The 20,813-nt window shown below is 68.8% G+C and carries 23 protein-coding genes; 4 read left to right on the top strand and 19 right to left on the bottom strand.

From position 1 onward, the window contains the following. Positions 1–24 precede the first annotated feature (24 nt). Entirely contained in the window at positions 25–1,221 is a 1,197-nt protein-coding gene (metC, locus tag ACKTT0_RS08135) for a cystathionine beta-lyase (protein WP_407849437.1), read from the top strand. A gap of 26 nt (positions 1,222–1,247) precedes the next feature. On the opposite strand, the gene ACKTT0_RS08130 is transcribed toward metC, so the two are convergent. The 3 genes from ACKTT0_RS08130 to argS all read right to left on the bottom strand — a co-directional run bounded on the left by ACKTT0_RS08130 (position 1,248) and on the right by argS (position 4,312). Next, complete coding sequence (locus ACKTT0_RS08130; protein ID WP_407849436.1) at positions 1,248–1,880, bottom strand: thiol:disulfide interchange protein DsbA/DsbL; 633 nt, start codon at positions 1,878–1,880, stop codon at positions 1,248–1,250. A 75-nt stretch (positions 1,881–1,955) separates the two neighbouring features. Continuing rightward, the gene (locus ACKTT0_RS08125) at positions 1,956–2,618 is read right to left on the bottom strand and encodes an SPOR domain-containing protein (protein WP_407849435.1); all 663 of its coding nucleotides are present in this window, start codon (positions 2,616–2,618) and stop codon (positions 1,956–1,958) included. Positions 2,619–2,626: 8 nt separating this feature from the next. Next, on the bottom strand, positions 2,627–4,312 hold the full coding sequence (gene argS / locus ACKTT0_RS08120) for an arginine--tRNA ligase (RefSeq protein ID WP_407849434.1): 1,686 nt from the start codon (positions 4,310–4,312) through the stop codon (positions 2,627–2,629). A gap of 241 nt (positions 4,313–4,553) precedes the next feature. Between argS and ACKTT0_RS08115 the strand changes: the two genes are divergently transcribed. Beyond that, positions 4,554–4,907, top strand: a complete 354-nt coding sequence (locus ACKTT0_RS08115; protein WP_407849433.1) for a DUF1840 domain-containing protein — start codon at positions 4,554–4,556, stop codon at positions 4,905–4,907. Between the two features lie 96 nt (positions 4,908–5,003). Continuing rightward, entirely contained in the window at positions 5,004–5,321 is a 318-nt protein-coding gene (locus ACKTT0_RS08110) for a hypothetical protein (RefSeq protein WP_028353802.1), read from the top strand. Positions 5,322–5,336: 15 nt separating this feature from the next. Here ACKTT0_RS08110 and ACKTT0_RS08105 read toward each other — a convergent pair whose 3' ends face one another. The 9 genes from ACKTT0_RS08105 to ACKTT0_RS08065 all read right to left on the bottom strand — a co-directional run bounded on the left by ACKTT0_RS08105 (position 5,337) and on the right by ACKTT0_RS08065 (position 12,857). Further along, positions 5,337–6,302 carry a Bug family tripartite tricarboxylate transporter substrate binding protein gene (locus ACKTT0_RS08105; protein ID WP_407849432.1) on the bottom strand — a complete coding sequence of 322 codons (966 nt, stop codon included), beginning with the start codon at positions 6,300–6,302 and terminating at the stop codon, positions 5,337–5,339. 23 nt (positions 6,303–6,325) lie between these two features. Continuing rightward, the gene (locus ACKTT0_RS08100) at positions 6,326–7,330 is read right to left on the bottom strand and encodes a tripartite tricarboxylate transporter substrate binding protein (RefSeq protein WP_407849431.1); all 1,005 of its coding nucleotides are present in this window, start codon (positions 7,328–7,330) and stop codon (positions 6,326–6,328) included. A gap of 55 nt (positions 7,331–7,385) precedes the next feature. Continuing rightward, positions 7,386–8,204 (bottom strand): sugar phosphate isomerase/epimerase family protein, encoded by an 819-nt coding sequence (locus ACKTT0_RS08095; protein WP_407849430.1) that lies wholly within the window; start codon positions 8,202–8,204, stop codon positions 7,386–7,388. Positions 8,205–8,219: 15 nt separating this feature from the next. Further along, the gene (locus ACKTT0_RS08090; protein ID WP_407849429.1) at positions 8,220–8,516 is read right to left on the bottom strand and encodes a putative quinol monooxygenase; all 297 of its coding nucleotides are present in this window, start codon (positions 8,514–8,516) and stop codon (positions 8,220–8,222) included. A 27-nt stretch (positions 8,517–8,543) separates the two neighbouring features. Then, the gene (locus ACKTT0_RS08085) at positions 8,544–9,335 is read right to left on the bottom strand and encodes an aspartate/glutamate racemase family protein (protein ID WP_407849428.1); all 792 of its coding nucleotides are present in this window, start codon (positions 9,333–9,335) and stop codon (positions 8,544–8,546) included. Positions 9,336–9,404: 69 nt separating this feature from the next. After that, the gene (locus tag ACKTT0_RS08080; RefSeq protein WP_407849427.1) at positions 9,405–10,733 is read right to left on the bottom strand and encodes a CapA family protein; all 1,329 of its coding nucleotides are present in this window, start codon (positions 10,731–10,733) and stop codon (positions 9,405–9,407) included. Then, the gene (locus ACKTT0_RS08075; RefSeq protein ID WP_407849426.1) at positions 10,730–11,116 is read right to left on the bottom strand and encodes a cupin domain-containing protein; all 387 of its coding nucleotides are present in this window, start codon (positions 11,114–11,116) and stop codon (positions 10,730–10,732) included. Before ACKTT0_RS08075 ends, ACKTT0_RS08080 begins: the two co-directional genes overlap by 4 nt. Positions 11,117–11,137: 21 nt before the next feature. Continuing rightward, a complete protein-coding gene (locus ACKTT0_RS08070; RefSeq protein ID WP_407849425.1) occupies positions 11,138–11,974 on the bottom strand; it encodes a carbon-nitrogen hydrolase family protein in 837 nt (278 codons plus the stop codon). 4 nt (positions 11,975–11,978) lie between these two features. After that, positions 11,979–12,857, bottom strand: coding sequence for a beta-keto acid cleavage family enzyme (locus ACKTT0_RS08065; protein ID WP_407849424.1), 879 nt, complete (start codon positions 12,855–12,857; stop codon positions 11,979–11,981). A gap of 332 nt (positions 12,858–13,189) precedes the next feature. Between ACKTT0_RS08065 and ACKTT0_RS08060 the strand changes: the two genes are divergently transcribed. After that, on the top strand, positions 13,190–13,897 hold the full coding sequence (locus ACKTT0_RS08060) for a TetR/AcrR family transcriptional regulator (protein ID WP_407849423.1): 708 nt from the start codon (positions 13,190–13,192) through the stop codon (positions 13,895–13,897). 30 nt (positions 13,898–13,927) lie between these two features. Here the strand turns inward: ACKTT0_RS08060 and ACKTT0_RS08055 are convergent, their stop codons facing one another. From ACKTT0_RS08055 to ACKTT0_RS08025, 7 genes are all read right to left on the bottom strand, one after another. Next, complete coding sequence (locus ACKTT0_RS08055) at positions 13,928–14,728, bottom strand: carbohydrate ABC transporter permease (RefSeq protein WP_028353801.1); 801 nt, start codon at positions 14,726–14,728, stop codon at positions 13,928–13,930. Continuing rightward, positions 14,725–15,600, bottom strand: coding sequence for a carbohydrate ABC transporter permease (locus ACKTT0_RS08050; protein WP_407849422.1), 876 nt, complete (start codon positions 15,598–15,600; stop codon positions 14,725–14,727). Before ACKTT0_RS08050 ends, ACKTT0_RS08055 begins: the two co-directional genes overlap by 4 nt. A gap of 12 nt (positions 15,601–15,612) precedes the next feature. Continuing rightward, entirely contained in the window at positions 15,613–16,908 is a 1,296-nt protein-coding gene (locus tag ACKTT0_RS08045) for an ABC transporter substrate-binding protein (RefSeq protein ID WP_407849421.1), read from the bottom strand. A gap of 10 nt (positions 16,909–16,918) precedes the next feature. Continuing rightward, entirely contained in the window at positions 16,919–17,992 is a 1,074-nt protein-coding gene (locus ACKTT0_RS08040) for an ABC transporter ATP-binding protein (RefSeq protein ID WP_407849420.1), read from the bottom strand. 137 nt (positions 17,993–18,129) lie between these two features. After that, the gene (locus tag ACKTT0_RS08035) at positions 18,130–18,951 is read right to left on the bottom strand and encodes a phosphodiesterase (protein ID WP_407849419.1); all 822 of its coding nucleotides are present in this window, start codon (positions 18,949–18,951) and stop codon (positions 18,130–18,132) included. A 39-nt stretch (positions 18,952–18,990) separates the two neighbouring features. Beyond that, positions 18,991–19,989: an ABC transporter ATP-binding protein gene (locus ACKTT0_RS08030; protein ID WP_407849418.1), complete on the bottom strand. Its 999-nt coding sequence runs from the start codon at positions 19,987–19,989 to the stop codon at positions 18,991–18,993. 12 nt (positions 19,990–20,001) lie between these two features. After that, positions 20,002–20,802 (bottom strand): ABC transporter permease, encoded by an 801-nt coding sequence (locus ACKTT0_RS08025; protein ID WP_407849417.1) that lies wholly within the window; start codon positions 20,800–20,802, stop codon positions 20,002–20,004. Between the last annotated feature and the right edge of the window lie 11 nt (positions 20,803–20,813).

Below are 20,813 nucleotides of genomic sequence, written 5' to 3'. Positions count from 1 at the left end.
CCCGTCGCTTCCCTCCGCATCATCATGGCCAAAGACAACGCCCCGCACATCGATACGCTGCTGCAGCACACCGCTACCGCCTCGTTCAACCCCGCGACCGGCTCGGCGCCGGTCAACCTGCCGTCGATGCGGGCCAGCACGGTGCGCTTCCAGAACCTCGATGCCCTGGAGGCCACCCAGCGCCGCAAGAAAGCCGGCGAGCGCGCCGCCACCTACGGCCGCATGGGCATGGACACCCATGCCGCGCTCGAACAGGTATTCATGCAGCTCGAGGGCGGCACGCACTGCTACCTGGCGTCGTCGGGTCTGGGCGCCATCACCATGGCGATGGCTTCGCTGCTGTCGGCCGGCGACCATGCGCTGGTGGCCGACTGCGTCTACGGCCCGGTGTACGAACTGGACGCCGCCCTGCTCAAGCGGATGAATATCGAAATCACCTATTTCAGCGCCGACGACGACCTGGAGGCGCTGGTGCGCCCCAATACCCGCATGGTGTATGTCGAGTCGCCCGGTTCGCTGCTGTTCCAGATGCTCGACCTGCCCGCGCTGGCGCGCTTTGCCCGGGCCCACGACTTGGTCCTGGCCTGCGACAACACCTGGGGTTCCGGATATGTCTACCGGCCGCTGGAGCTGGGCGCGCATGTGTCGGTCGTGGCGGGCACCAAGTACGTGGGCGGCCACTCGGACTTGATGCTGGGCGCCGTGATCACCAATGACGCGGAGGTCGCCCAGCGTCTCAATCGCACGCAGTACGCCATGGGCTACTCGGTCAGCGCCGACGACGCCTGGCTGGCGCTGCGCGGCGTGCGCACCCTGCCGATACGCATGGCGCAGCACGCGCGCCATGCCATGCAGGTCTGCGAGTTCCTGGCCGGGCGTCCCGAAGTGGCGCGCATCTATCATCCAGCCTGGCCTGGCGATGCCGGCCACGCGCTGTGGCAACGCGATTGCACCGGCTCGAACGGCATGCTGGCCGTCGAACTGCGCCTGGCGCCGCCGGCTTCGCGCCGGTTCGTCGACGCGTTGCGGCTGTTCGGCATCGGGTTCTCGTGGGGCGGCTTCGAAAGCCTGGTGCAGTGGGTCGCGCCGGGAGAGCTGGCGCGCCACCATTACTGGCAGGGAGGGGAGCATGCCCTGGTGCGGCTGCACATCGGGCTGGAGGACCCCAGGGACCTGATCGCCGACTTGACGCAGGCCCTGGAGCAGGCGGCCGCCGCGTGAGGCGGCGGCGGGGGGGGGCGCGGGGCTTATTGCTCGCGCGCCATCTTGATGAGCTGGTCGACTTCCTGCAGGGCGCCTTCGTAGCTGTTGCCGGCCAGCGCCGGCGAGGTCAGGTAGCGGCCGCCGACGCCGAACGCGGGGGTGCCGTCGATATGGTAGGCCTCGGCCAGCTGGTCGGCGCGCTGCACCTGCGTCTGGACGCTGAAGGAATCGAACACGGCGTCGAACTTGGCGCGGTCCACGCCCTGTTCGGCCGCCCAGTCGCCCATGGCCTTCTTGTCGAACAGGCGCTTGCGCTCGACGTGCATGGCGGCGAATACCTTGGGATGCAGGTCGGCGCGGTTCAGGGCCTGCAGCGTGTAGTACAGCTGCTGCAGCGGCTTCATGCTGGCGTTGAAGGCGATGGGCACCTGCTTGAGCACGACGTCCGGAGGCGCCGTCTTGGCCCATTGCTCGACCATGGGCTGCATGGTGGCGCAGTGCGGGCAGGTATAGGCGAAGAATTCCAGCACTTCGATCTTGCCCGGGGTATCCGAAGGCAGCGCGGGGCTGACGGCCACGTACCGCTGGGCATCCTGGGCGTGCGCGGCCGGCGCGAAGAACGTGGTGGCGGCCAGCGCGGCGGCGGCGGCCAGGCGGGTGATCATGGTGAACTGCATCGGGCGTGTCCTGAGTAGAAGTTAGGGTTACAGACCGGCGGCGGCGCGCTTAAGTTCAATGTTGCGGGGCGGCCGTCACTGGCGCACCACCGCCGATTCGATCTTGTTCTCGCCCAGGCGGCTGCGGGCGCGGTTCATGTCGTCCAGGCGGGTGAACGGGCCGACCCGCACGCGGTTGACCTGCATGCCGTTGACCTCGGCGCGCTGCACGGCCACCGGCAGCCCCAGCAGCAGGATGCGCGCCTTGAGCGCCTCGGCGTCTTCCAGCACGCGATAGGCGCCGGCCTGCAGATAGTACTTGCCCGTGGCCGGCGCCGGGGCGCGGGCAGGCGGCGCCGCCGGGGCCGCGGGCGCGGCGGGCTGGGCGCCGCCCGGTGGCAGCGTGGCGATCAGGGCGCCGAGCTCGTCGGGCTGGTTCTTGGGCTGGGATGGCGGCGTCGAGGGCTGCACCCCGGGCAGCGGCGCGGGCGCCGTGGCGGTGGGGCCGCTGGGCGGGGTGCCGGCGGCGCCGTCGCGGCCATACAGGCCCAGGTTGGGGTCGGGCGCCTGGCGCGGGTCGGGCTGCTGGGCGCTGTCGGGTTCGCGGGTGGCGCGGTCGACGAAGGGCATCGGCGCCTTGGTGACGTAGAACGCCACGATGGCCGCGATGATCAGGCCGATCAGCAGGCCGGCCAGGGCGCCGTACATGGTGCTGCCGCGTTGTTTCGGTTGGCGGGACGATTTGCGTTTGGTGGCCATGTCGAAGCTTACATCCGTTGCGGGGCCGATACGCCCAGCAGCGCCAGCCCGTTGGCCAGCACCTGCCGCGTCGTGGCGGCCAGGCGCAGGCGGGCCAGTTTGAGGGGTTCGTCGTCGACCAGCACGCGTTCGGCGTTGTACCAGGCGTGGAAGTCGGAGGCGCAGTCGCGCAGCCAGAATGCGATGTGGTGCGGCGACAGTTCTTGCGCGGCCAGCGCCACCACCTGCGGGAAGCCCGCCAGGCGCTGCATCAGCGCGAACTCGGAGGGCGCGGCCAGCAGCGCGGCGTCGGCCTGCGCGATGCGGGCGTCGTCGGCGCCCGAGTTGGCGATCATGGAGCAGATGCGGGCGTGGGCGTACTGGATGTAGTACACCGGGTTCTCGTCGCTCTTGGACAGCGCCAGGTCGATGTCGAAGACGAATTCGGTGTCGGCGCGGCGCTGGATCAGGAAATAGCGCACCGCGTCGCGGCCCACCCAGTCGATGAGGTCGCGCAGGGTGACGTAGCTGCCGGCGCGCTTGGAGATCTTGACCTCTTCGCCGCCGCGCATCACCTTGACCATCTTGTGCAGCACGTAGGCGGGGTAGTCCTTGGGGATGCCCTCTTCCAGGGCCTGCAGGCCGGCGCGCACGCGCGCCACGGTGCCGTGGTGGTCGCTGCCCTGGATGTTGACGGCCAGGTGGAAGCCGCGTTCCCACTTGGCCTTGTGGTAGGCCACGTCGGGCACGAAATAGGTGTAGCCGCCTTCCCGCTTGCGCATGACGCGGTCTTTGTCGTCGCCGGTGCCGAGGTCGGTGGTGCGAAGCCACAGCGCGCCGTCCTGCTCGTAGGTGTGGCCCTTGGCGATGAGCGCCTGCACGGTCTGCTCGACCCGGCCGGAGGTATACAGCGAGCTTTCCAGGTAGTAGTTGTCGAATGCCAGGCCGAAGGCCTGCAGGTCGAGGTCCTGTTCGCGCCGCAGGTAGGCCACCGCGAAGACCCGGATGTCATCGAGGCTGTCGATGTTGCCCGTGGCCGTGACGGCCGCGCCGTCGGCCGCCTGGATGGTCTTGCCGGCGATGAAGTCCTGGGCGATGTCGAGGATGTAGTCGCCCTTGTAGCCGTCGGCCGGGTAGTCGGGGGAATCGGGGCCGATGCCGCGGGCGCGCGCCTGTACGCTGATGGCCAGGTTGTGGATCTGGTTGCCGGCGTCGTTGTAGTAGAACTCGCGGGTGACGTCCCGGCCGGTGGCTTCGTACAGGCGGCAAATGGCGTCGCCCAGCGCCGCCTGGCGGGCATGGCCTACGTGCAGCGGCCCGGTGGGGTTGGCCGACACGAATTCGACCAGCACTTTTTCGCCGGTGGGCGCGGCGCGCCCGTAGGCGTCGCCCTGCTCGGCCACGGCCTGGACCACTGCCTGGCGGGCCGCCGCGGTGATGCGGAAATTGATGAAGCCGGGGCCGGCGATCTCGGCGCTTTCGACCAGCGCGCGGGCCGGGGTTTCGGCCATGAGCGCGTCGACGATGGCCTGGGCCAGTTCGCGCGGGTTGCGGCGCGCCGGCTTGGCGAGTTGCATGGCCACGTTGGTGGCGACGTCGCCATGGGCGGCGACCTTGGGGCGCTCCAGCAGCACCTGGGCCTGGGCGTCGGGCAGGCAGCGCGCCACGGCGGCCTGGATCAGGGAAACGAGTTGTTGATGTTGCTCGGGGAGCATGGAGGAATCAGAAGAAAGTTGTGAGGACCGGCGGCGGCACGCTGGCGTGGATCAGGCCGCCGAAAACCACGGTACTCGCGGGAATATCCTAGATCATAGCGTGATTTGGCGTGATTTCCCCTGCGCGCGGGCGGCTTGCGGCCTGCCGCCCCGGGGCGGGCATCATGCTCGTATCACGCAATTGGCGCGGACCGGCGCATTGCGGTAGTGTATGGAAGTGTCCATTGTGGGAGTCCGCAATATGCTCATCAAGTTTCACTCCAAGGTAGCCGCCGAAGTACTGATGCTGTCGCAGAATGCCGCCCCGCTGCTGCGTGCGGCGGGCAAGTCGTTCGGCGACGAGGTTCCGGAGCGCGGGGTGTTCACGCGCGACCAGCTCCAGGCGGCCATTGCCGGCATCGAGGGCGCCATCGCGGCGGATGAGCGCGCCCATGCGGGCCAGGCCGACGAGGCCGACGACCCGGACAAGCCGCCCGTGCACCCCATCGCCCAGACCGTGGAGCTGCACCAGCGGGCCTTCCCCCTGCTCGACATGATGCGCCGCTCGCTGGCCGAAGGCGCCGACGTCACCTGGGAGGCCTCCAAGGGCTGGTAGCGCCCCGCGGGGGCAATGTCGCAGGTCCGACAGTCTGCGGCGCCGCTTCGCGGCATACTGCCGGCGCCTCGTTTCCATACGTTTCCGGAGCTTCCCATGCGCAGCGACGTCACTGTCATCTTCGATGCCCGCCGGACGGTCGACCTGTCCGTCGATGTCGACCCTTCCCCGCAAGCCGCGAAAACGGCGCGCGACTGGTTCGAGGCGGCCTGGGACACCCTCGGCTGCGAGCCCCTGCGGCCCAGCGGCAAGGTGCTGCTGCTGGACAAGATCATGGGCGTGGCCGACGCGCTCGGCTACGACACGCTGTCCACCGACGCCAAGGAAAGCCGCGAATTCGCCGAGCACGCCGCCCTGGCCCTGGACAAGCCGCGCATCATCGTCGACCTGCCGGGGCTGTCGGTGGGGTATTGAAGGCGCGCCGCCGCGCTATTGCGGCGGAATGCCCGCCGTCCTGATCAGCTCGCGCAGCCGGGCGATATCGGTCGAAATCAACTTGGCGAACTCGTCCGGCGTGCTCCAGGCGGGCTCGGCGGCCTGGGCCTGCAGCGCCGCGATCACGCCGGGGTCGGCCAGCGCCTTGCGCACGGCCTCGTTCAGGCGCGCGATCGCCCCGGGCTGGGTGCCCGCGGGCGCCACCAGCCCCAGCCAGGCCGAAAACCGGTAGCCCGGCAGGGTTGCCCCCACCGTCGGCACCCCGGGCAGCAGCCGGCTGGGCGTGTCCCCGGTCACCGCCAGGGCGCGCAGGCGTCCGGAGCGTATATGCGGCAAGGCCACCGCCAGGCTCTCGAACGACAGGCCGATCTGCCCTCCCACCAGGTCTTTCATCGATGGCGCGCTGCCCTTGTAGGCAATATGCGTGGTCTTGATGCCGGCCATGCTGTCGAACAGCTCGCCGGCCAGGTGCATCGAGGTCCCGACGCCGGCCGACCCGCGGTTCACCTCGCCAGGGTGCGCCTTGGCATAGTCGATCAGTTCTGCCAGGCTGCGGGCCGGCACTTGCTGCGGGTTGATCACCACCACGAGCGGGTACGTGACCAGGGTCGATATCGGGCTGAAGTCCTTGATGGCGTCGTAGTTCAAGTGCTTGTACAGCGACGGATTGGCGCCATGGGTGCTGATGGTGCCCATCAGCAGGGTGTAGCCGTCGGCTCGCGCCCGGGCGGCGGCGGCCGCGCCCAGGCTGCCGCCGCCGCCGGCGATATTGTGCGTCACCACGGGTACGCCGAGGTCGAACGACATGCGCTCGCCGACGACGCGGGCGGTCTGGTCGGTCGGCCCCCCGGCGGCCGCGCCGACGATGATCTGGATAGGTTTTTCCGGATAGCCGGCCAGGGCCAGCAGGGGGGCGGCCGCCAGTGCCGCGGCGGCCAGGAATGTTCTACGGGTGTTCATGATCGAGCCCTCCGTTCGCGGCGTCAGTTGGACTGGATGTGCGCGACCTCGATGACCCTCCCGGCGCGCGCGGTCTCGGACTTGATGAACTCGGCGAACTGGGCGGCGGGGCCGGGCCGCGCGATGACGCCCAGTTCGCCCAGGCGTTCTTTCATGGCGGGCTCGTCCAGGGCGGCGCGCACGTCGCGGTTCAGGCGGGACAAGATCTCGGGCGGCGTGCCGGCCGGCGCCACCAGGCCCCACCACACGGCCTCTTCATAGCCTGGCAAGCCGGCTTCGGCGGCGGTCGGCACGTCCGGCAGGATCGCCAGCCGTTCCCGGGCGGCCACCGCCAGGGCGCGCAGCTTGCCGGCGCGGATGTGCTGCACGGCCTCGGCCGGGTTGACCGGCATGTACGAGATGCGGCCGCCCAGCAGGTCGGTCATGGCGGGCGCGGCGCCGCGGTATGGCACGTGCAGCACGTCGACCTGCGCGGCGAGTTTCAGCGATTCGCCCGCCAGGTGCGAGGAGCTGCCATTGCCGGAACTGGCATAGCTGAGCGTGCCGGGCGCCTTGCGGGCGGCGGCCAGCAGGTCTTGCAGCGTGCGGGCCGGCGACGCCGCCGGCACGACGATCATCAGGGGGGCGTAGCCGATCTGCGCCACCGGTGCAAAGTCGCGCAGGCCATTGAAGCGCAGGTCGGGATACAGCCAGTTGTTGGTGGCCAGCGAATTGGCGGCCATCAGCAGCGTATAGCCATCCGGCGGCGCATTGGCGGCGGCCTCCATGCCGATGTTCGAGCCCGCGCCGGGCTTGTTCTCGACCAGGATGGGCTGGCCCAGGCGCCCGGTCAGGTACTGGCTCGCCAGGCGGGCCAGGGCGTCGACGGCGCCGCCCGCGGTGTAGGGCACGATGATGCGCAGCGGCCGGGACGGCCAGGCGTCGGCCTGCGCCGTGCCGGCCCAGAGCGCGGCGGCCGCGCCCAGCACGGCCAGCCACCGCGGGCCGGGGGCGGTCGGCCCCCGCGTCAGGGAAAAGCGCTTGAACATGTCTGTCTCCTGTGTGGCGCGGTCGCGCCTTGTCGTCGGCTAGGGCGGACAAGCCCTAGGAGCAGGACAGGGCCGCGAAGCGCTGTGCGCATATCCGGGTGACATCGGCCGGATCGCGGTCCCACCATTCAGTGGAAAAGATCTCGATTTCGTAGGGGCCGCGGTAGCCGCGCGCTTCCAGCTGGCGCACCATGCCCGCCACGTCCGCCGCGCCGTCGCCGATCATGGCGCGGTCGGTGACGGGATGACGGGTGGGTACGCGCCAATCGCATAGCTGTACGGTGGACACCGCGTCCAGGTACGGGGGCGCCAGATAGGTTTCCAGTTCCGGATCCCACCAACAATGGAAAACATCCAGCACCACGCTGGCGGCGCCGCCCAGTTCGTCGCGCAGGCGGTGCGCCTGCGCCAGTGTGTTGATGCAGCTCCGCTCGGCTGCGTGCATCGGATGGAAGGGTTCGATGCCGATGCTGACGCCGGCCGCGCGCGCGGTCTCGCGCGCCTGCCATAGCAGGTCGCGCACGCGTGCGCGGGCGGAGCGCAGGTCGGCATGGGCTCCTATGCCGCCGGCCACGAACACCACCGTCGCCGCGCCGATGCTCGCGGCTTCGTCGATGGCCTGCCGGCAGTCGTCCAGCGCCGCCGCCGGGCCCCGCGCATCCAGCATGGCCAGGTCGCCGGCCTTGCACAGCGACGGCACCCACAGCCCGAGATCACGCAACAGCCCGCGCGCCCGGGCCAGCCCGCATTCGGCCAGCCGGTCGCGCCATATGCCGATGCCGCCCACGCCCTGGCGCGCGTAGCCTTCGGCCGCCTCGGCCAGGGTCCAGCGCGGCGTGGTGATCTGGTTGATGGCCAGGCGGTGCGATTGCATGGCTGGCGTCCGGTGTCAGGCCAGCACGTCGCAGATCGTGATGGTGCGGCTGATGATCCAGTCCCCGTACGTCTCGCGCACGTACTTCAGCCCGGAGTTCTCCATGTGGTCGTCCAGCGCTGCGCGACTGGCGTAGGCCTCGACCAGGAACACCTTGTGGGGCTCGTCGTCGGGCAGCAGCACATCGAACTGCAGGCATTCGCTTTCGCGCCGGGTGGTGCGGCTGGCATGGCCGTGCATGATTGTCAGGAACTTGTCGCGGTGTTCCAGCTTGATTTCGAACTCGACCACCAGCATCACTTTTTTCGTCATTGCTCTCTCCCTGTATATGAAGGACGGTCAGGCGCGCAGCGCATCGATGCCGCGCACCTGCGCCACGCGCTCGATGTACTCCTGGGGCGGCGCCTGGTACAACAGCTTGCGGCTGACATGCACGCCTGTCAGCTTGTGCATCGCGACGGCCAGTTCGGCCCCCTTGACCAGCAGCCGGTAGCAATCCAGCAGGGGCACGCCATCGACCTCGAAAATGCCGCGCTCGGCCAGCAGCGTGGTCGACGGACCGGCAGGAATGATGACTTCCGCCCCTTGCGCAATGCAGCGGCGGCTGGCCGCCAGGATCTGCGCCACGCAGTCGTCGCCCAGCGCCGCGTCGGTGAAGACCGCATCGAAGCCCCGGATGTTGTCGAACTCGATGGCCTCGACACCGCCCAGCCGGTCGCGCAAGCCATAGCCGATCGGAATCTCGCGATAGCGCGGCACCATCTTCATGTTGGGAACGACCAGGCCGAAGCGTTCGCCCATGGTGCATGCGTGGAAGCAGCACACCTCCATGAAGGACACCACCGGAATGTCGAGAATCTCGCGCAGCTCCACCAGGGCCGGGTCCAGCGAGTTGGCCAGCACGAAGGCGTCGTAGCCGCCCTCTTTGCGGATGCGCAGCGCGTTGTCGATGATTTCGCGCACGTCATAGTTCCAGAACAGGCGATATTGATCGCCCAGCGCTCCCTGCCGGGTGCCGCGCACGTGCACGCGGGTGTCCGGCAGCGCGGCGCTGTCGCACAGCGCCTGCGTCGAGGCAAGGAAGTGCTTCATGCCCGTTTCCGAGGACACCAGCTGATACCAGAGTTTCATGATGAGGATTCCTGTCTGTGGACGATGGGTGGCGCCATGGCGCCTGGCGGGATGCCGGCTGGGTCGGCGCTACGGGCCGCGCAGCAAGTAGTTCTCGGTGTCGAGCCGCAATTGCGTGCCGTGCCGGCGGCTGCACGCGTCGATCTTCGACAGCAGTCGCAGCCCGTCGGGGCTGCGGGCCAGGTGCGGGATGCCGGCGGGGTGGCTGCAGCCGGGTTGCCACAAGGTGACCGGGTGGATCTCGAAGGCCGGCATGTGCCGCTTGCGCAGGGTCAGCCGCAGCAGCATCGCTTCCCAATAATCAGGGGATGCATAGAAGCCCGCGTTGGCGCGCCGGGCCTGGTAGGCCTGCTCCAGGGTGGCGTCGCGCATTGCGTAGGCCTCCAGGAAGTCGGCCGGCTGGCGCGGGTACCGATACGGCTGGAATACGAATGCGCCGATTCCATAGAAAATGGGCCGGCCTTGCCAGACCTCCACGGCGCGGATGCCATGCTCGCCGTGGGCGATGACCGCATCGGCGCCCGCCTCGACCGCGCGCCGGGCGAACGCCACGGCGAATTCCGCGGGGTGTCGGGCGTCGCTGTCGAATTCGTGCGTGTGCAGGCTGGCCACCACGAAGTCTGCCTGGGCCCTGGCTTGCCGCACGCTGTCCTCGATGTCCTGCATGTCGTCGGGGGCGGGCCACGATTGCACGCCGAACCGGTCCGAGCGGATGAACTCGGTGCCGAAGAACGATAATCTGTCGGCGTCCGCATGGCCATGCTCGCGGTCATAGCGGCGCGCCAGCGCGCTTTCGCGATGGCGGCCGGCGGCTTGCGCGGGCAATTGCGCGGCAATGCGCTGCAAGGCCGCGAAGGCCTCGGCGTCGACATGGCAGGCGGAGCCGTACCGCAGCGGCGCCACGCCGGGCCGTCCCGGCAGCCCCACCCCTGGCCGGCCGGCGCGGGCGTGAGGCTGGTAGCTGGACGACGCGGCGATGACGGCGAGCCGCCCGCCGGGCGCGTCGATACAGACGGGCTGCCGCGCGGCGGCCAGGTCAGGTCCGCTGCCCGCGTGAGCGATGCCGAGGCGGCGCAGGGCATCCCAGGTGGCCGCCAGGCCCGCATCGCCATAATCGCCGGCATGATTGTTGGCGGTAGACAGCACACTTACCCCGAGCCACTCCAGTTCGGCGGCCAGCGTGGACGGCGCGCCGGCCCACGCGCCCGGCGCCTCGGCCGCGCCTGGCGTGGCGTCGTCCAGTAGCAGGCATTCCAGGTTGGCCAGCCGTACATCCGCCGCGCGCAACGCCCCGACCGCTTGCAGGAACGCGGGATGGCATTGCTGTCGCAGCGCGGTGCCCAGGTAGAGATCACCCACCGCGGCGATGGTCAGCGCGGGTGTCGCGGATGCGTTCATGACCGGTCCGTTTCCGTGCCGGAGAAGAACGGCCGGCCGTCGTCGAAGATATTGGGCTGGTTGAAGATCGACAGGAACACGGCGCCATCGGGCGCGCGGGCGATGTGGCGGTTGCCTGCCGGGCGCCACACGAAATCGCCGGCTTGCGCGCTGCCCTCGTCGTCGACGAGGGTGCCTTCGAGCATGTAGGTCATTTCCAGCGCGGTGTGTTCATGGCTGGGCACCACCGCGCCCGGCGCAAGCTTGAACAGAATCGTCGAGCGTCCGGCATCGTCCTGGTATAGGATCTTCATCTCGATACCCTCGAACTCCGTGGGCAGCCAGGGCATGCTGGAGCTTGCGACGAAGCGGGAGCGTTGTTCCGGTGCATTGATGATCGGCATGATGGGTTTCCGCGCTGGGGGTTAGAAAAGCGTGCAGAGCTGGAATCGGCGGTCGTGCGACAGCGAGGGCAGCGCCGCCCGCGCGCGCGCGACCGCGTCGAGGTCGAGGTCGCACAACAGCACGCCGGGCGTCTCGCCGGCTTCGGCGACGACGGCGCCCCACGGGTCGACCACCAGCGAATGTCCGTACGTGTGCCAGGGGCCAGGGTGGTCGCCGCAGGTGGCCGCGGCGACCACATAGCAGCCGTTTTCGATGGCGCGGGCCCGCAGCAGCGCATGCCAGTGCGCGCGCCCCGTCTCGCGGGCGAAGGCGGACGGCACGCACAGCACGCTGGCGCCGGCCTGCGCCAGCGCCCGGTACAAGGCCGGGAAGCGCAGGTCGTAGCAGATGCTAAGCCCCAGCCTGGCCCAGGGCGTGGCGGCCAGCACCGCGCGGTCGCCGGGTTGGTAGGCGCGCGATTCGGCGATCTCGCGCCCGTCCGGCAGGCGCGCATCGAAAAGGTGCAGCTTGTCGTACGTGGCCGCGATGCGGCCCTCGTCGTCGAACAACACGCCGCGATTGGCCAGCTTGCCCGCGGGGGAGTCCAGCCGCACCGTCAGGCTGCCGGCCAGCAGCCATACGCGGTGGGCGCCTGCGCAGTCCTGCAGGGCACGCACGGCGGGATGTCGGTCGAACGGCTGCGCGGCTTGTGCCATGGCCCGGCCGTTGCGATCCAGGAAGGCGGCGAATTCCGGCAGCATGACGAACCGTGCGCCGGCCGCCGCAGCCTGCGCCACCCCGCCGTCTATCGCGGCCAGGTTGGCCGGCATGTCATTGCCGGGGCACAGCTGCACGCAGGCGATTTTGACCGTGGTCATGCGCTCACCTGGCGGCCAGGCCGAGCATCTGGCGCGCCTGTGCCGGCGTGGCCAGCAGGCGTCCCAGGGCCGCCGCGATGCCGGCGGCCTTCTCCACCAGCTCGGCATTCGAGCGCGCCTGCACGCCCTTGTCCAGATAGAAATTGTCTTCCAGGCCGACGCGGATCTGGCCACCCAGCAGCAGCGACTGGGCCACCATCGGGAATTCGTGCCGCCCTATGCCGAAAGCCGCCCAGACGGCTTTGCGGCCAATGGCGCTGCGTAGCAGCAGCATGGTTTCGGTCGTGGCCGGGGCGCCCCATGGAATGCCGAGCGCGAACTGGAAGATCGAATCGGCCGCGATCGCGCCGTCGTCGATCATCTTGCGCGCGAGTGCCAGGTGCCCGGTGTCGAAGATCTCCAGCTCGATCTTGACCGCAGGCGGAATGGCGGCGGCGATCGCCTGGATCTGGCTGGCGGTGTTGACCAGCGCGCCGGCGCCGAAATTCACCGAACCCATGTCCAGGGTGCAGATTTCCGGCCGCAACTCGACAACGTGCCGGACGCGTTCATGGGGCGGGCGGACGTTCGAGCCGGGCGCCGCGCCGTTGGCCTGGTCCAGCGCCGGCACGTAGCGTGCGCCGGGTCCGGTGGTCAGATTGATGATGACGTCCGAGCCGCTGGCGCGGATGCGCTCCACCACTTCACGGTAGTGCTCCAGCGCCATGCTCGGCTTGCCGGTTTGCGGGTCCCGCACGTGGATATGGACGATGGCCGCGCCGGCCTGCGCCGCGTCCACCGACGCCTGGGCAATCTGGCGCGGGGTGATGGGCAATTGCGGATATTTGCCGGCCACGTCGTCGCCGCCCGTCACGGCACAGGTGAGGATCACGGGATCGCTCATGCTTGTCTCCAAAATCAAACAATCGATTGATTTAAATTGTTATGAGCGCGGCTGGCTGTCGTGCGCCGTTATTTTCCATAAATGCTAGATTTCATGCGGGATATAGGCAAGCGGTTTTTTTGAAGTAGCCGTTTTTGCCATGCCTTAGTCTTTATAATTTCTCATATCGATCATATGAGGCGCTGATTTTGGCCAATTTATGCCAATTTTCAGGTCAAAAAAATAAACAACTGTTTTATAACGGCCGAAGGTGTCCCCGGTAAGATGGCGAAACCGCATCACATCGCCGCCAGCATGGCCCACCTCCATTCACTCTGCCCCGCGAAACCCGCATGAATGCATCCAAGCCGGCCAGGCAGGCTCCGCTCGCCGCCGCCCCTGCCAAGGCGCGGACCGCCCTGGGCGAGCAGACCCGTACGGAAATCCTCGATGTGGCCGAGGAGATCTGCGCGCGGGAGGGATTCGAGGGCCTGTCGGTGCGCGCCATCGCCAATGTGGCGGGCGTGAACGTGGCGGCGATCAGCTACTACTTCGGATCCAAGCGCCAGCTCTTCGAGGCCATGTTCCGCCGCCGCGTGGTGCCTGTGAACGAAGAGCGCCTGGCCATGCTGGAGCAGTGCCGCCTGCGGCAGGACGGGGATTACCTGGAAAGCGTGATCCGGGCGTTCATCACGCCGCCCATGCGCTTGACCGATTTCGTCGATCCCAGCGGACGCCCGGCGCTGGTCGTCATGCAGTTCCTGGCGCGCGTGTTCGCGATGCCGGGAGAAGACGCCTTCCTGCTCGAGTATTACGAGCCCGTGCGCAGTCGCTTCGTCGAGGCCCTGTGCCGCGGCCTGCCGGATTTGCGGCTGGAGGACGTCATCTGGCGCTACAACCTGATGGTGGGCGCCCTGATCTACGCGATGGCCGGCACGGCTCGCATGACGCGGGTGCCGCAGGGCTTTCCCGAGGCCACGCCGCACCCGCCGTCCTCGGCCAGCGAAGCCATCGACCAGATGGTGCGGTTTCTCAGCGGCGGGATGCGGGCGCCGCGGTGACAGCGCCGGCGCCGGCCGCCGCGGCCGGCATCATCGTATGCCGGCGCGCATGAAGGACTGCACGAACTGGCGCTGGAACAGCAGGAACGCGACCAGCAGGGGCGCGGCCGACAGCAGCGTGGCGGCGGTGATGACCGACCAGTCGATGCCCTGGTCGGTCGCCGCGAATACCTGCAGGCCCACCGTCAGCGGGCGCGATTCCACCGAATTGGTGATGATCAGCGGCCACAGGAAGTTGTTCCAATGGTGGCTGACCGAGACCAGGCCATACGCCACGTAAATGGGCTTGGCCAGCGGCACGTACACCTTCATCAGCACTTGCAGCGGGCCGGCGCCTTCGACCCGCGCGGCCTCTTCCAGTTCGCGCGGCACGGTCTTGAACGTTTGCCTCAGCAGGAAGATGCCGAAGGCCGAAGCAAAGTATGGCAGGCCCACCGCGAACACCGTGTCGCGCACGCCCAGCAGGCTCATCGAGCGGTAGTTCTCGACCAGCAGCACGTCGGGCATGATCATCAATTGCAGCAGCACCAACATGAACACCAGGTCGCGGCCGCGGAATTCGAAGCGCGCGAAGGCATAGCCCGCCAGCGTGGACAGCACCAGCTGCGCCGCCAGTACCATGGTCACCAGCAGGAAGGTATTGAGGAAATACCGCGGGAACGGCGCCGCGTGCCAGGCGCGGCTGAAATTCTCGAGCGTCAGTGGCGCCAGCAGGTCGAAGCGGGTGGCGTACGCGGGCGGATGGAAGGCGGCCCACACCGCATAGGCCAACGGCAGGATCCACAGCAGGCCCAGCAGCCAGGCGCCCAGGGTATCGAGCTTGCGCGTCATTGGTAGTGCGTCCTGCGGTCGAGCCAGCGGAATTTCACCAGCGCCGTAATGGCCAGTATCAGCAGCAGCACGACGGTCAGCGTGGCGGCGTAGGAGGTGTCCCAGAAGCTGAAGCCGACCTGGTAGATGTAGAACAGCAGCAGCGTGCTGGCGTTATCCGGTCCGCCGCGTGTCATCACCACCACGTGGTCGACCAGCCGGAACGCGTTGATGAGCGCATTGACCAGCACGAACAGGGTGGTGGGCATCAGCAGCGGCCACAGCACCCGGCGGAAGTACTGCCAGCGCGATGCGCCTTCCAGCAGCGCGGCTTCCCGCAGCGACGGCGAGATGGTCTGCAGCGCCGCCAGGTAGAAGATCATGAAAAACCCGGCTTCCTTCCAGATGGTGACTGCCATCAGCGCCGGCAGGGCCGTATCGCGGCTGCCCAGCCAGTTGGGACCGGGCAGGCCGAACCACTGCATGACCTGGGCGATCAGGCCGTACTGCGGTGTGTAGAAGAACAGCCAGATATTGGCCACCGCCACCATTGGCAGCACGGTGGGCGTGAAGTACGCCATGCGCAGGAAACCGCGGCCAGGCAAATTGCGGTTGACCCACAGCGCCATCGTCAGGGCGATGGCGATCGACGCCGGAATGGTGCCCAGCGCGAACCACAGGTTGTTCCACAGCGATTGCCAGAACACCGGGTCGTCGCGCATCAACTGGTAGTTCTCCAGCCCCACGAAGCGCGCCGGACGGTTGCCGCGCGGGGTGGAGAAGAAGCTGTGCCACAACGTGGCCAGCGCCGGATAATGAGTGAACGCGGCCAGCAGCGCCAGGGCCGGCAGCAGCAGCAGCCAGCCATACACCGCCTGCAGGGACCGGTTCATCGCCACCGGCTCCTAGCGATACGCGCGCAGCACGCGGTCGGCTTCGCGCTGCGCGTCGGACAGCGCCTGCTGCGGGGTCTTGGCGCCGGTCAGCATGGCCTGCAAGGCGTCGTTCAGCGTCTTGGTCACGCGCTGGTTGTCGTGGGTGGAGAACTCGGCCACGCTGACTTCCAGCTGGTCGCGCGCGACCTTAGCGGCCGGCACTTCGGCGGCGTATTGCTTCATCTTGTCGGTCTGCCAGGCGGCCGGCGTGACCGCCACGTAGCCGGTGGCGATGCTCCAGTCGGCCGCGCGCTCGGGCGTGGTGGCCCATTGCGCGAACTTGAGCGCCGCGGCCTGTTGCTCGGGCGTGCCGCTCTTGAAAACGTAGAAGTTGCCGCCGCCGGTGGGGCTGCCGCCGCGCTTGGCCTTGGGCATCATGGCCACGCCGAACGGGAAGTCGGCATTCTTGCGGATGTTGGTCAGGTTGCCGGTGGTGGTCCACACGATGGCGGCCTTCTTTTCGAGGAAGTCCTTGGGCGTGGTGCCCCAGTCGACCGTGCCGCGCGGCATCACGCCATGCTTGGCCGACAGGTCGTGCCAGAACTGCGCGGCCTCGACCACGGCCGGCTTGTCCAGGTAGACCTCGTTGCCTTCCTCGTTCATGAGGATGGCGTCGTTGGGCGTCGTCAATGCCTGGAACAGCCAATAGGCGAACGCGCCGCCCGACGGGATCTCGATGCCCCATTGCGTCACGTTGCCGGCCGCGTCCTTCTTGGTGAGCTGCTTGCTGAACTGGACCAGTTCGTCCCAGGTCGCCGGCGCGCGTTCGGGGTCCAGGCCGGCCTGCTTGAACAGGTCCTTGTTGTAGTACATCACGATGGTCGAGCGCTGGAACGGCACGCCCCAGACGTGGCCGCCGGTGCGGCTGTTCTGCATGAAGGCGTCGTAGAAGCCGCCCAGCCATTGCTTGTCGGCATCGGAGGCGGCGAGCTGGTCGATCGGCACGATGGCGTCTTCGTCGATCAGCGTGAACATGTCGGTGGACAGCAGCACGGCGAGCTGCGGCGGGTTGCCGCCCTTGAGCGCGGTAAGCGCCTTGGCGATCGAATCCTGGTACGAGCCCGCATAGATGGGCTTGATGTCGATGCCGGGATTTTCCTTTTCGAACGCGGCGACCATGTCGTCGACGATCTTGGTGATCGGGCCGCCGACCGCCACCGGATAATAGAACTCGACTTCCACGGGCTTGGTCTGCGCGTACAGCGGCAGCGCGAGAAAGGCGCCGGTCAGGCCGGCCGCCAGGGCTTTGAGGGCGGTGCGTCGCATGATGGTTTTCCTAGAGGGGGCCGGCGCCGGGGCGTCCGGGGGTGGGGATGACCGCTGTGTCGGCGGCGAAGAAGTGCTGGTGGCCGGGCTGCCAGGACAGGCCCACGGCGTCGCCGGCCGCGGCGCGCAGGTGGCCCGCCACGCGCACGGCCACGCCGCTGTTGCCGCCGACGCGGCACACCACGATGGAGTCGGCGCCGAAGTACTCGACGCTTTCCACCACCGCGGGCCGGCCGGCGGCATCGATGCGTATGTGCTCGGGACGCACGCCGAGCCGCGCGGCGCCGGCCGGCGCGTACTCCACTGGCGGCCCCTCGGTGCCGGCGATCAGCGTCGCATCGCCTTGCCGCGCCAGGTCGACGAGGTTCATGGGCGGCGTGCCGATGAAGCGCGCCGCGAATTCCGTAGCCGGCCTGGCGTACAGGCCGTCGGGCGTGTCGAGCTGCTCGATGCGGCCGTTGCGCAGCAGCACCACCTGGTCGGCCATGCTCATGGCTTCGGTCTGGTCGTGCGTGACGTACACCATGGTGATGCCCAGGGCCTGTTGCAGCGCGCGGATCTCGCGCCGCATCTCGTGGCGCAGCTGGGCGTCCAGGTTCGACAGCGGCTCGTCCATCAGGCACACCGGCGCTTCGGAAATGACCGCGCGGCCCAGCGCCACGCGCTGCTGCTGGCCGCCCGACAACTGCGAGGGCTTGCGGTCCAGCAACGGCGCCAGGCCCAGCAGGTCGGCCACGCGCTGCAGCCGCCGCGGGTGGTCGGCGGCGGGCTCCTTGCGCACCTTCAGCCCGAACAGGATGTTCTCGCGCACCGACAGGTGCGGGAACAGCGCGTACGACTGGAACACCATCGAGATGCGGCGCTGTGCCGGCGGCAGGTGCGTGACATCGCGTTCGCCGATGCGGATGCGGCCCGAGGTGGGCGTGTCCAGCCCGGCGATCATGCGCAGCGTGGTGGACTTGCCGCAGCCCGACGGGCCCAGCAGCACGGTGAAGCTGCCGGCCGGCGCCGTGAAGCCGACATCGTCGATGGCCGCCGCGTCGCCGTACTGCTTGGTCAGGTGTTCCAGGATGAGCGTGGACATGTGCGGGTACGCAACCTATGGGGGGTCAGGCGCCGCCGGGGCGCCTGCGCCGGTCATGGATGGCCCTCATTCTGGCGGCAAATGAAATCCTTTTCATTCTGCAGTGCAAACATGACGCGGCCGTTGCAGCGGCGGCTTCACTCGTCGATCAGCGCGCCGCCTTCGTGGAAGGGATAAGGCCCCGGGTAAGTACCTATATAAGCGTGGTGGGTCACCAGCGCGCCGCCGCGCCATTCGTGCAAGTGGAAGCCGGGCGGCTCCATGACGAAGGCCGACGGGCCGTCGGGCCGCAGGTCCAGGGCCACCTGGTGGGCCGGGCTGGGGCAGGTCGAGGCCACGGTGCCGCCGAAACGCCGGAAGATGGTGCGGTGCAAATGGCCGCACAGGATCCGTTCCACATTCGGGTGTGCCGCGACGATCTGCTCCAGCGCGTCCGCGCCTTCGAGCAGGCCGATGGCATCCATGTGCGCGATGCCGGTGGCAAAGGGCGGGTGGTGCATGGCGATTGCGGTGGGCCGCCCGGGCTGTTCGGCCAGGCGGCGGCGCAGCCAGTCCAGGCGCCGTTCGCACAGCGCGCCGTGGCTCTGCATCGGCACCACCGTGTCCAGCATCAGCAGCCGCACGGGATGGTCTTCGATGGCGTATTGCACGAAGTCCGCCATGTCGCCCAGATAGCGGTGCTGCGGGAATGCGGCGGCCAGTTCGTCGCGCGCATCGTGATTGCCCGGCATGATGTAGTACGGCGCCCGCAGGCCGTCGAGCATGCGTTTCAGGTGCGCATATTCCTGCGGCCGGCCGAAGTCGGTCAGGTCGCCGCTGACGATCACCAGCGCGGGGGCCGGGTCCAGCCGGTTGAGCGCCTCGATGGCCGGCGGCAGGTAGCGGTCGGTCTCGACCACGCGATAGGCTTTCTGGCCCGGCATGCGGATGTGCAGGTCACTGATCTGTGCGAAGAGCATGATGAGGAATATCCGTGAACAAGAAGGGAACGCCGCGCTTCAGGCCGCGCCCGGCCCGGCGCTTGCCAGCGCGACGCTGACCGTTTCGCCGGCGGCATGGCTGCTGTGGGCGGGCGCGACCACCGGGAAGCGCTGGCCGTCGTCCAGGCCGATTTCGTAGCGTACCGAGCTTCCCAGGAAGAAGCGCGCCAGCACGCGCGCCGGCAGCGCGCCAGGGCGCGGCGCGGCCAGCCGGGCTTCGTGCGGCCGGAAGGCCAGGGCTTCGCCGCCCGCCACCAGTATGCCCCCGGACCACGCCGCGCGCACGCGGCACAGCGTGCCCAGGAACTCCGCCACGAAATCGCTGGCGGGCCGGCGGTAGAGTTCTTCCGCCGTGCCGACCTGTTCCAGGCGCCCGGCCGACATGACGGCGATGCGGTCGCCCAGCATCATGGCCTCGTCCTGGTCGTGCGTGACGATGACCGTGGTGACCCGCAACTGGCGCAGCATCTGCGCCAGTTCGACGCGCAGGTGCTCGCGCAGCTTGGCGTCCAGGGCGGTGAGCGGCTCGTCCAGCAGCAGCACGCGCGGCTCGATCGCCAGCGCGCGCGCCAGGGCGACGCGCTGGCGCTGGCCGCCGGACAACTGGTCGACGCGCCGGTCGGCGAAGCCGTCCAGCCGCACCAGCGCCAGCAGCTCGCGCGCGCGGCGATCGCGCTCGGCCGCGCCGACGTCGCGCACGCGCAGGCCGTAGGCCACGTTCTGCGCCACCGACATGTTGGGAAACAGCGCGTAGCTCTGGAACACCACGCCCACGCCGCGCGCCTCGGGCGGCAACGGCGAGACTTCATCGTCGCCGAAGCGGATCGACGCGCCGGCGTCGGCCTGCTCCAGGCCGCAGATCAGCCGCAGCAGCGTGGTCTTGCCGCAGCCCGAGGGCCCCAGCAGCGCCAGGGTCTCGCCGCCCTGCACGCGCAGGTCGAGGGGTTGCAGGGCGCGGGTGCCGTCGGGCCAGGTCTTGGCGCAGCGGCTCAGGGTGATGGCAACGGGATCGGTCATGAGGAAATCCGGTTAATGCGCGCGGCCGGGACGGTCGCCGCGGGCGGCCAGCCACTGCAGGCCGACCAGCAGCGGCACCAGCATCAGCAGGAACACCAGCGTATAGGCCGAGGCGATCTCCAGCCGCATCGAGGCATAGCTGTCGGCCAGCCCGACCGGCAGGGTCTTGGTCAGGGGGGTGTGCAGCAGCCAGGTCAGGTTGAATTCGCCGATGGACAGGGTCAGCACGGTGAGCGCGCCTGTCACGATGCCGGGCGCGGCGTTCGGCACCACGATCTGCAGGAAGCGCTGCGCGCGCGAGGCGCCCAGCGTGGCGGCGGCCTCGTCCAGCGTGGCCAGGTCGGCGCCGCGCATGCTGGCGCGCGCGGCGCGCACCATGAACGGCAAGGTGAACAGCACGTGGCCGATCACGATGAACCAGATGCTGCCGCGCAGCCCGGGTACGGTGCCCCAGGAGACGATCAGCGCCAGCGCCGAGGCCAGGCCCGGCACGGCCACCGGCAGGGTCAGCAGTTCTTCGAGCGCGCGCGCCAGCCGGCCGCGGTGCAGGGTCAGCACCCAGGCCGCCGGCACCCCGACCAGCGTGCAGATCGCCAGCGTGAGCAGGGCCACGGCGAACGAGCGCCAGATGGTCTCGGCATACAGCGACCACACTTCGGCCACCCAGCGCAGCGTCAGGCCGCTGGACAGGCCCACGAAGTAGTTCTTCGTCAGGCCGGCCAGCACAGACAGCACGACCGGGCCGATCAGGAAGGCGGCTACCGCCAGCGTGACGGCCAGGCCCAGGCGGGTATCGGTTTTGGAGGCGTTCATGTCTGGTGACC

Source organism: Bordetella saccharivorans (genome assembly GCF_045862855.1).
In the GTDB taxonomy this organism is placed as follows: domain Bacteria; phylum Pseudomonadota; class Gammaproteobacteria; order Burkholderiales; family Burkholderiaceae_B; genus Bordetella_A; species Bordetella_A petrii_F.
This window is presented reverse-complemented; position numbering and strand designations above follow the sequence as displayed.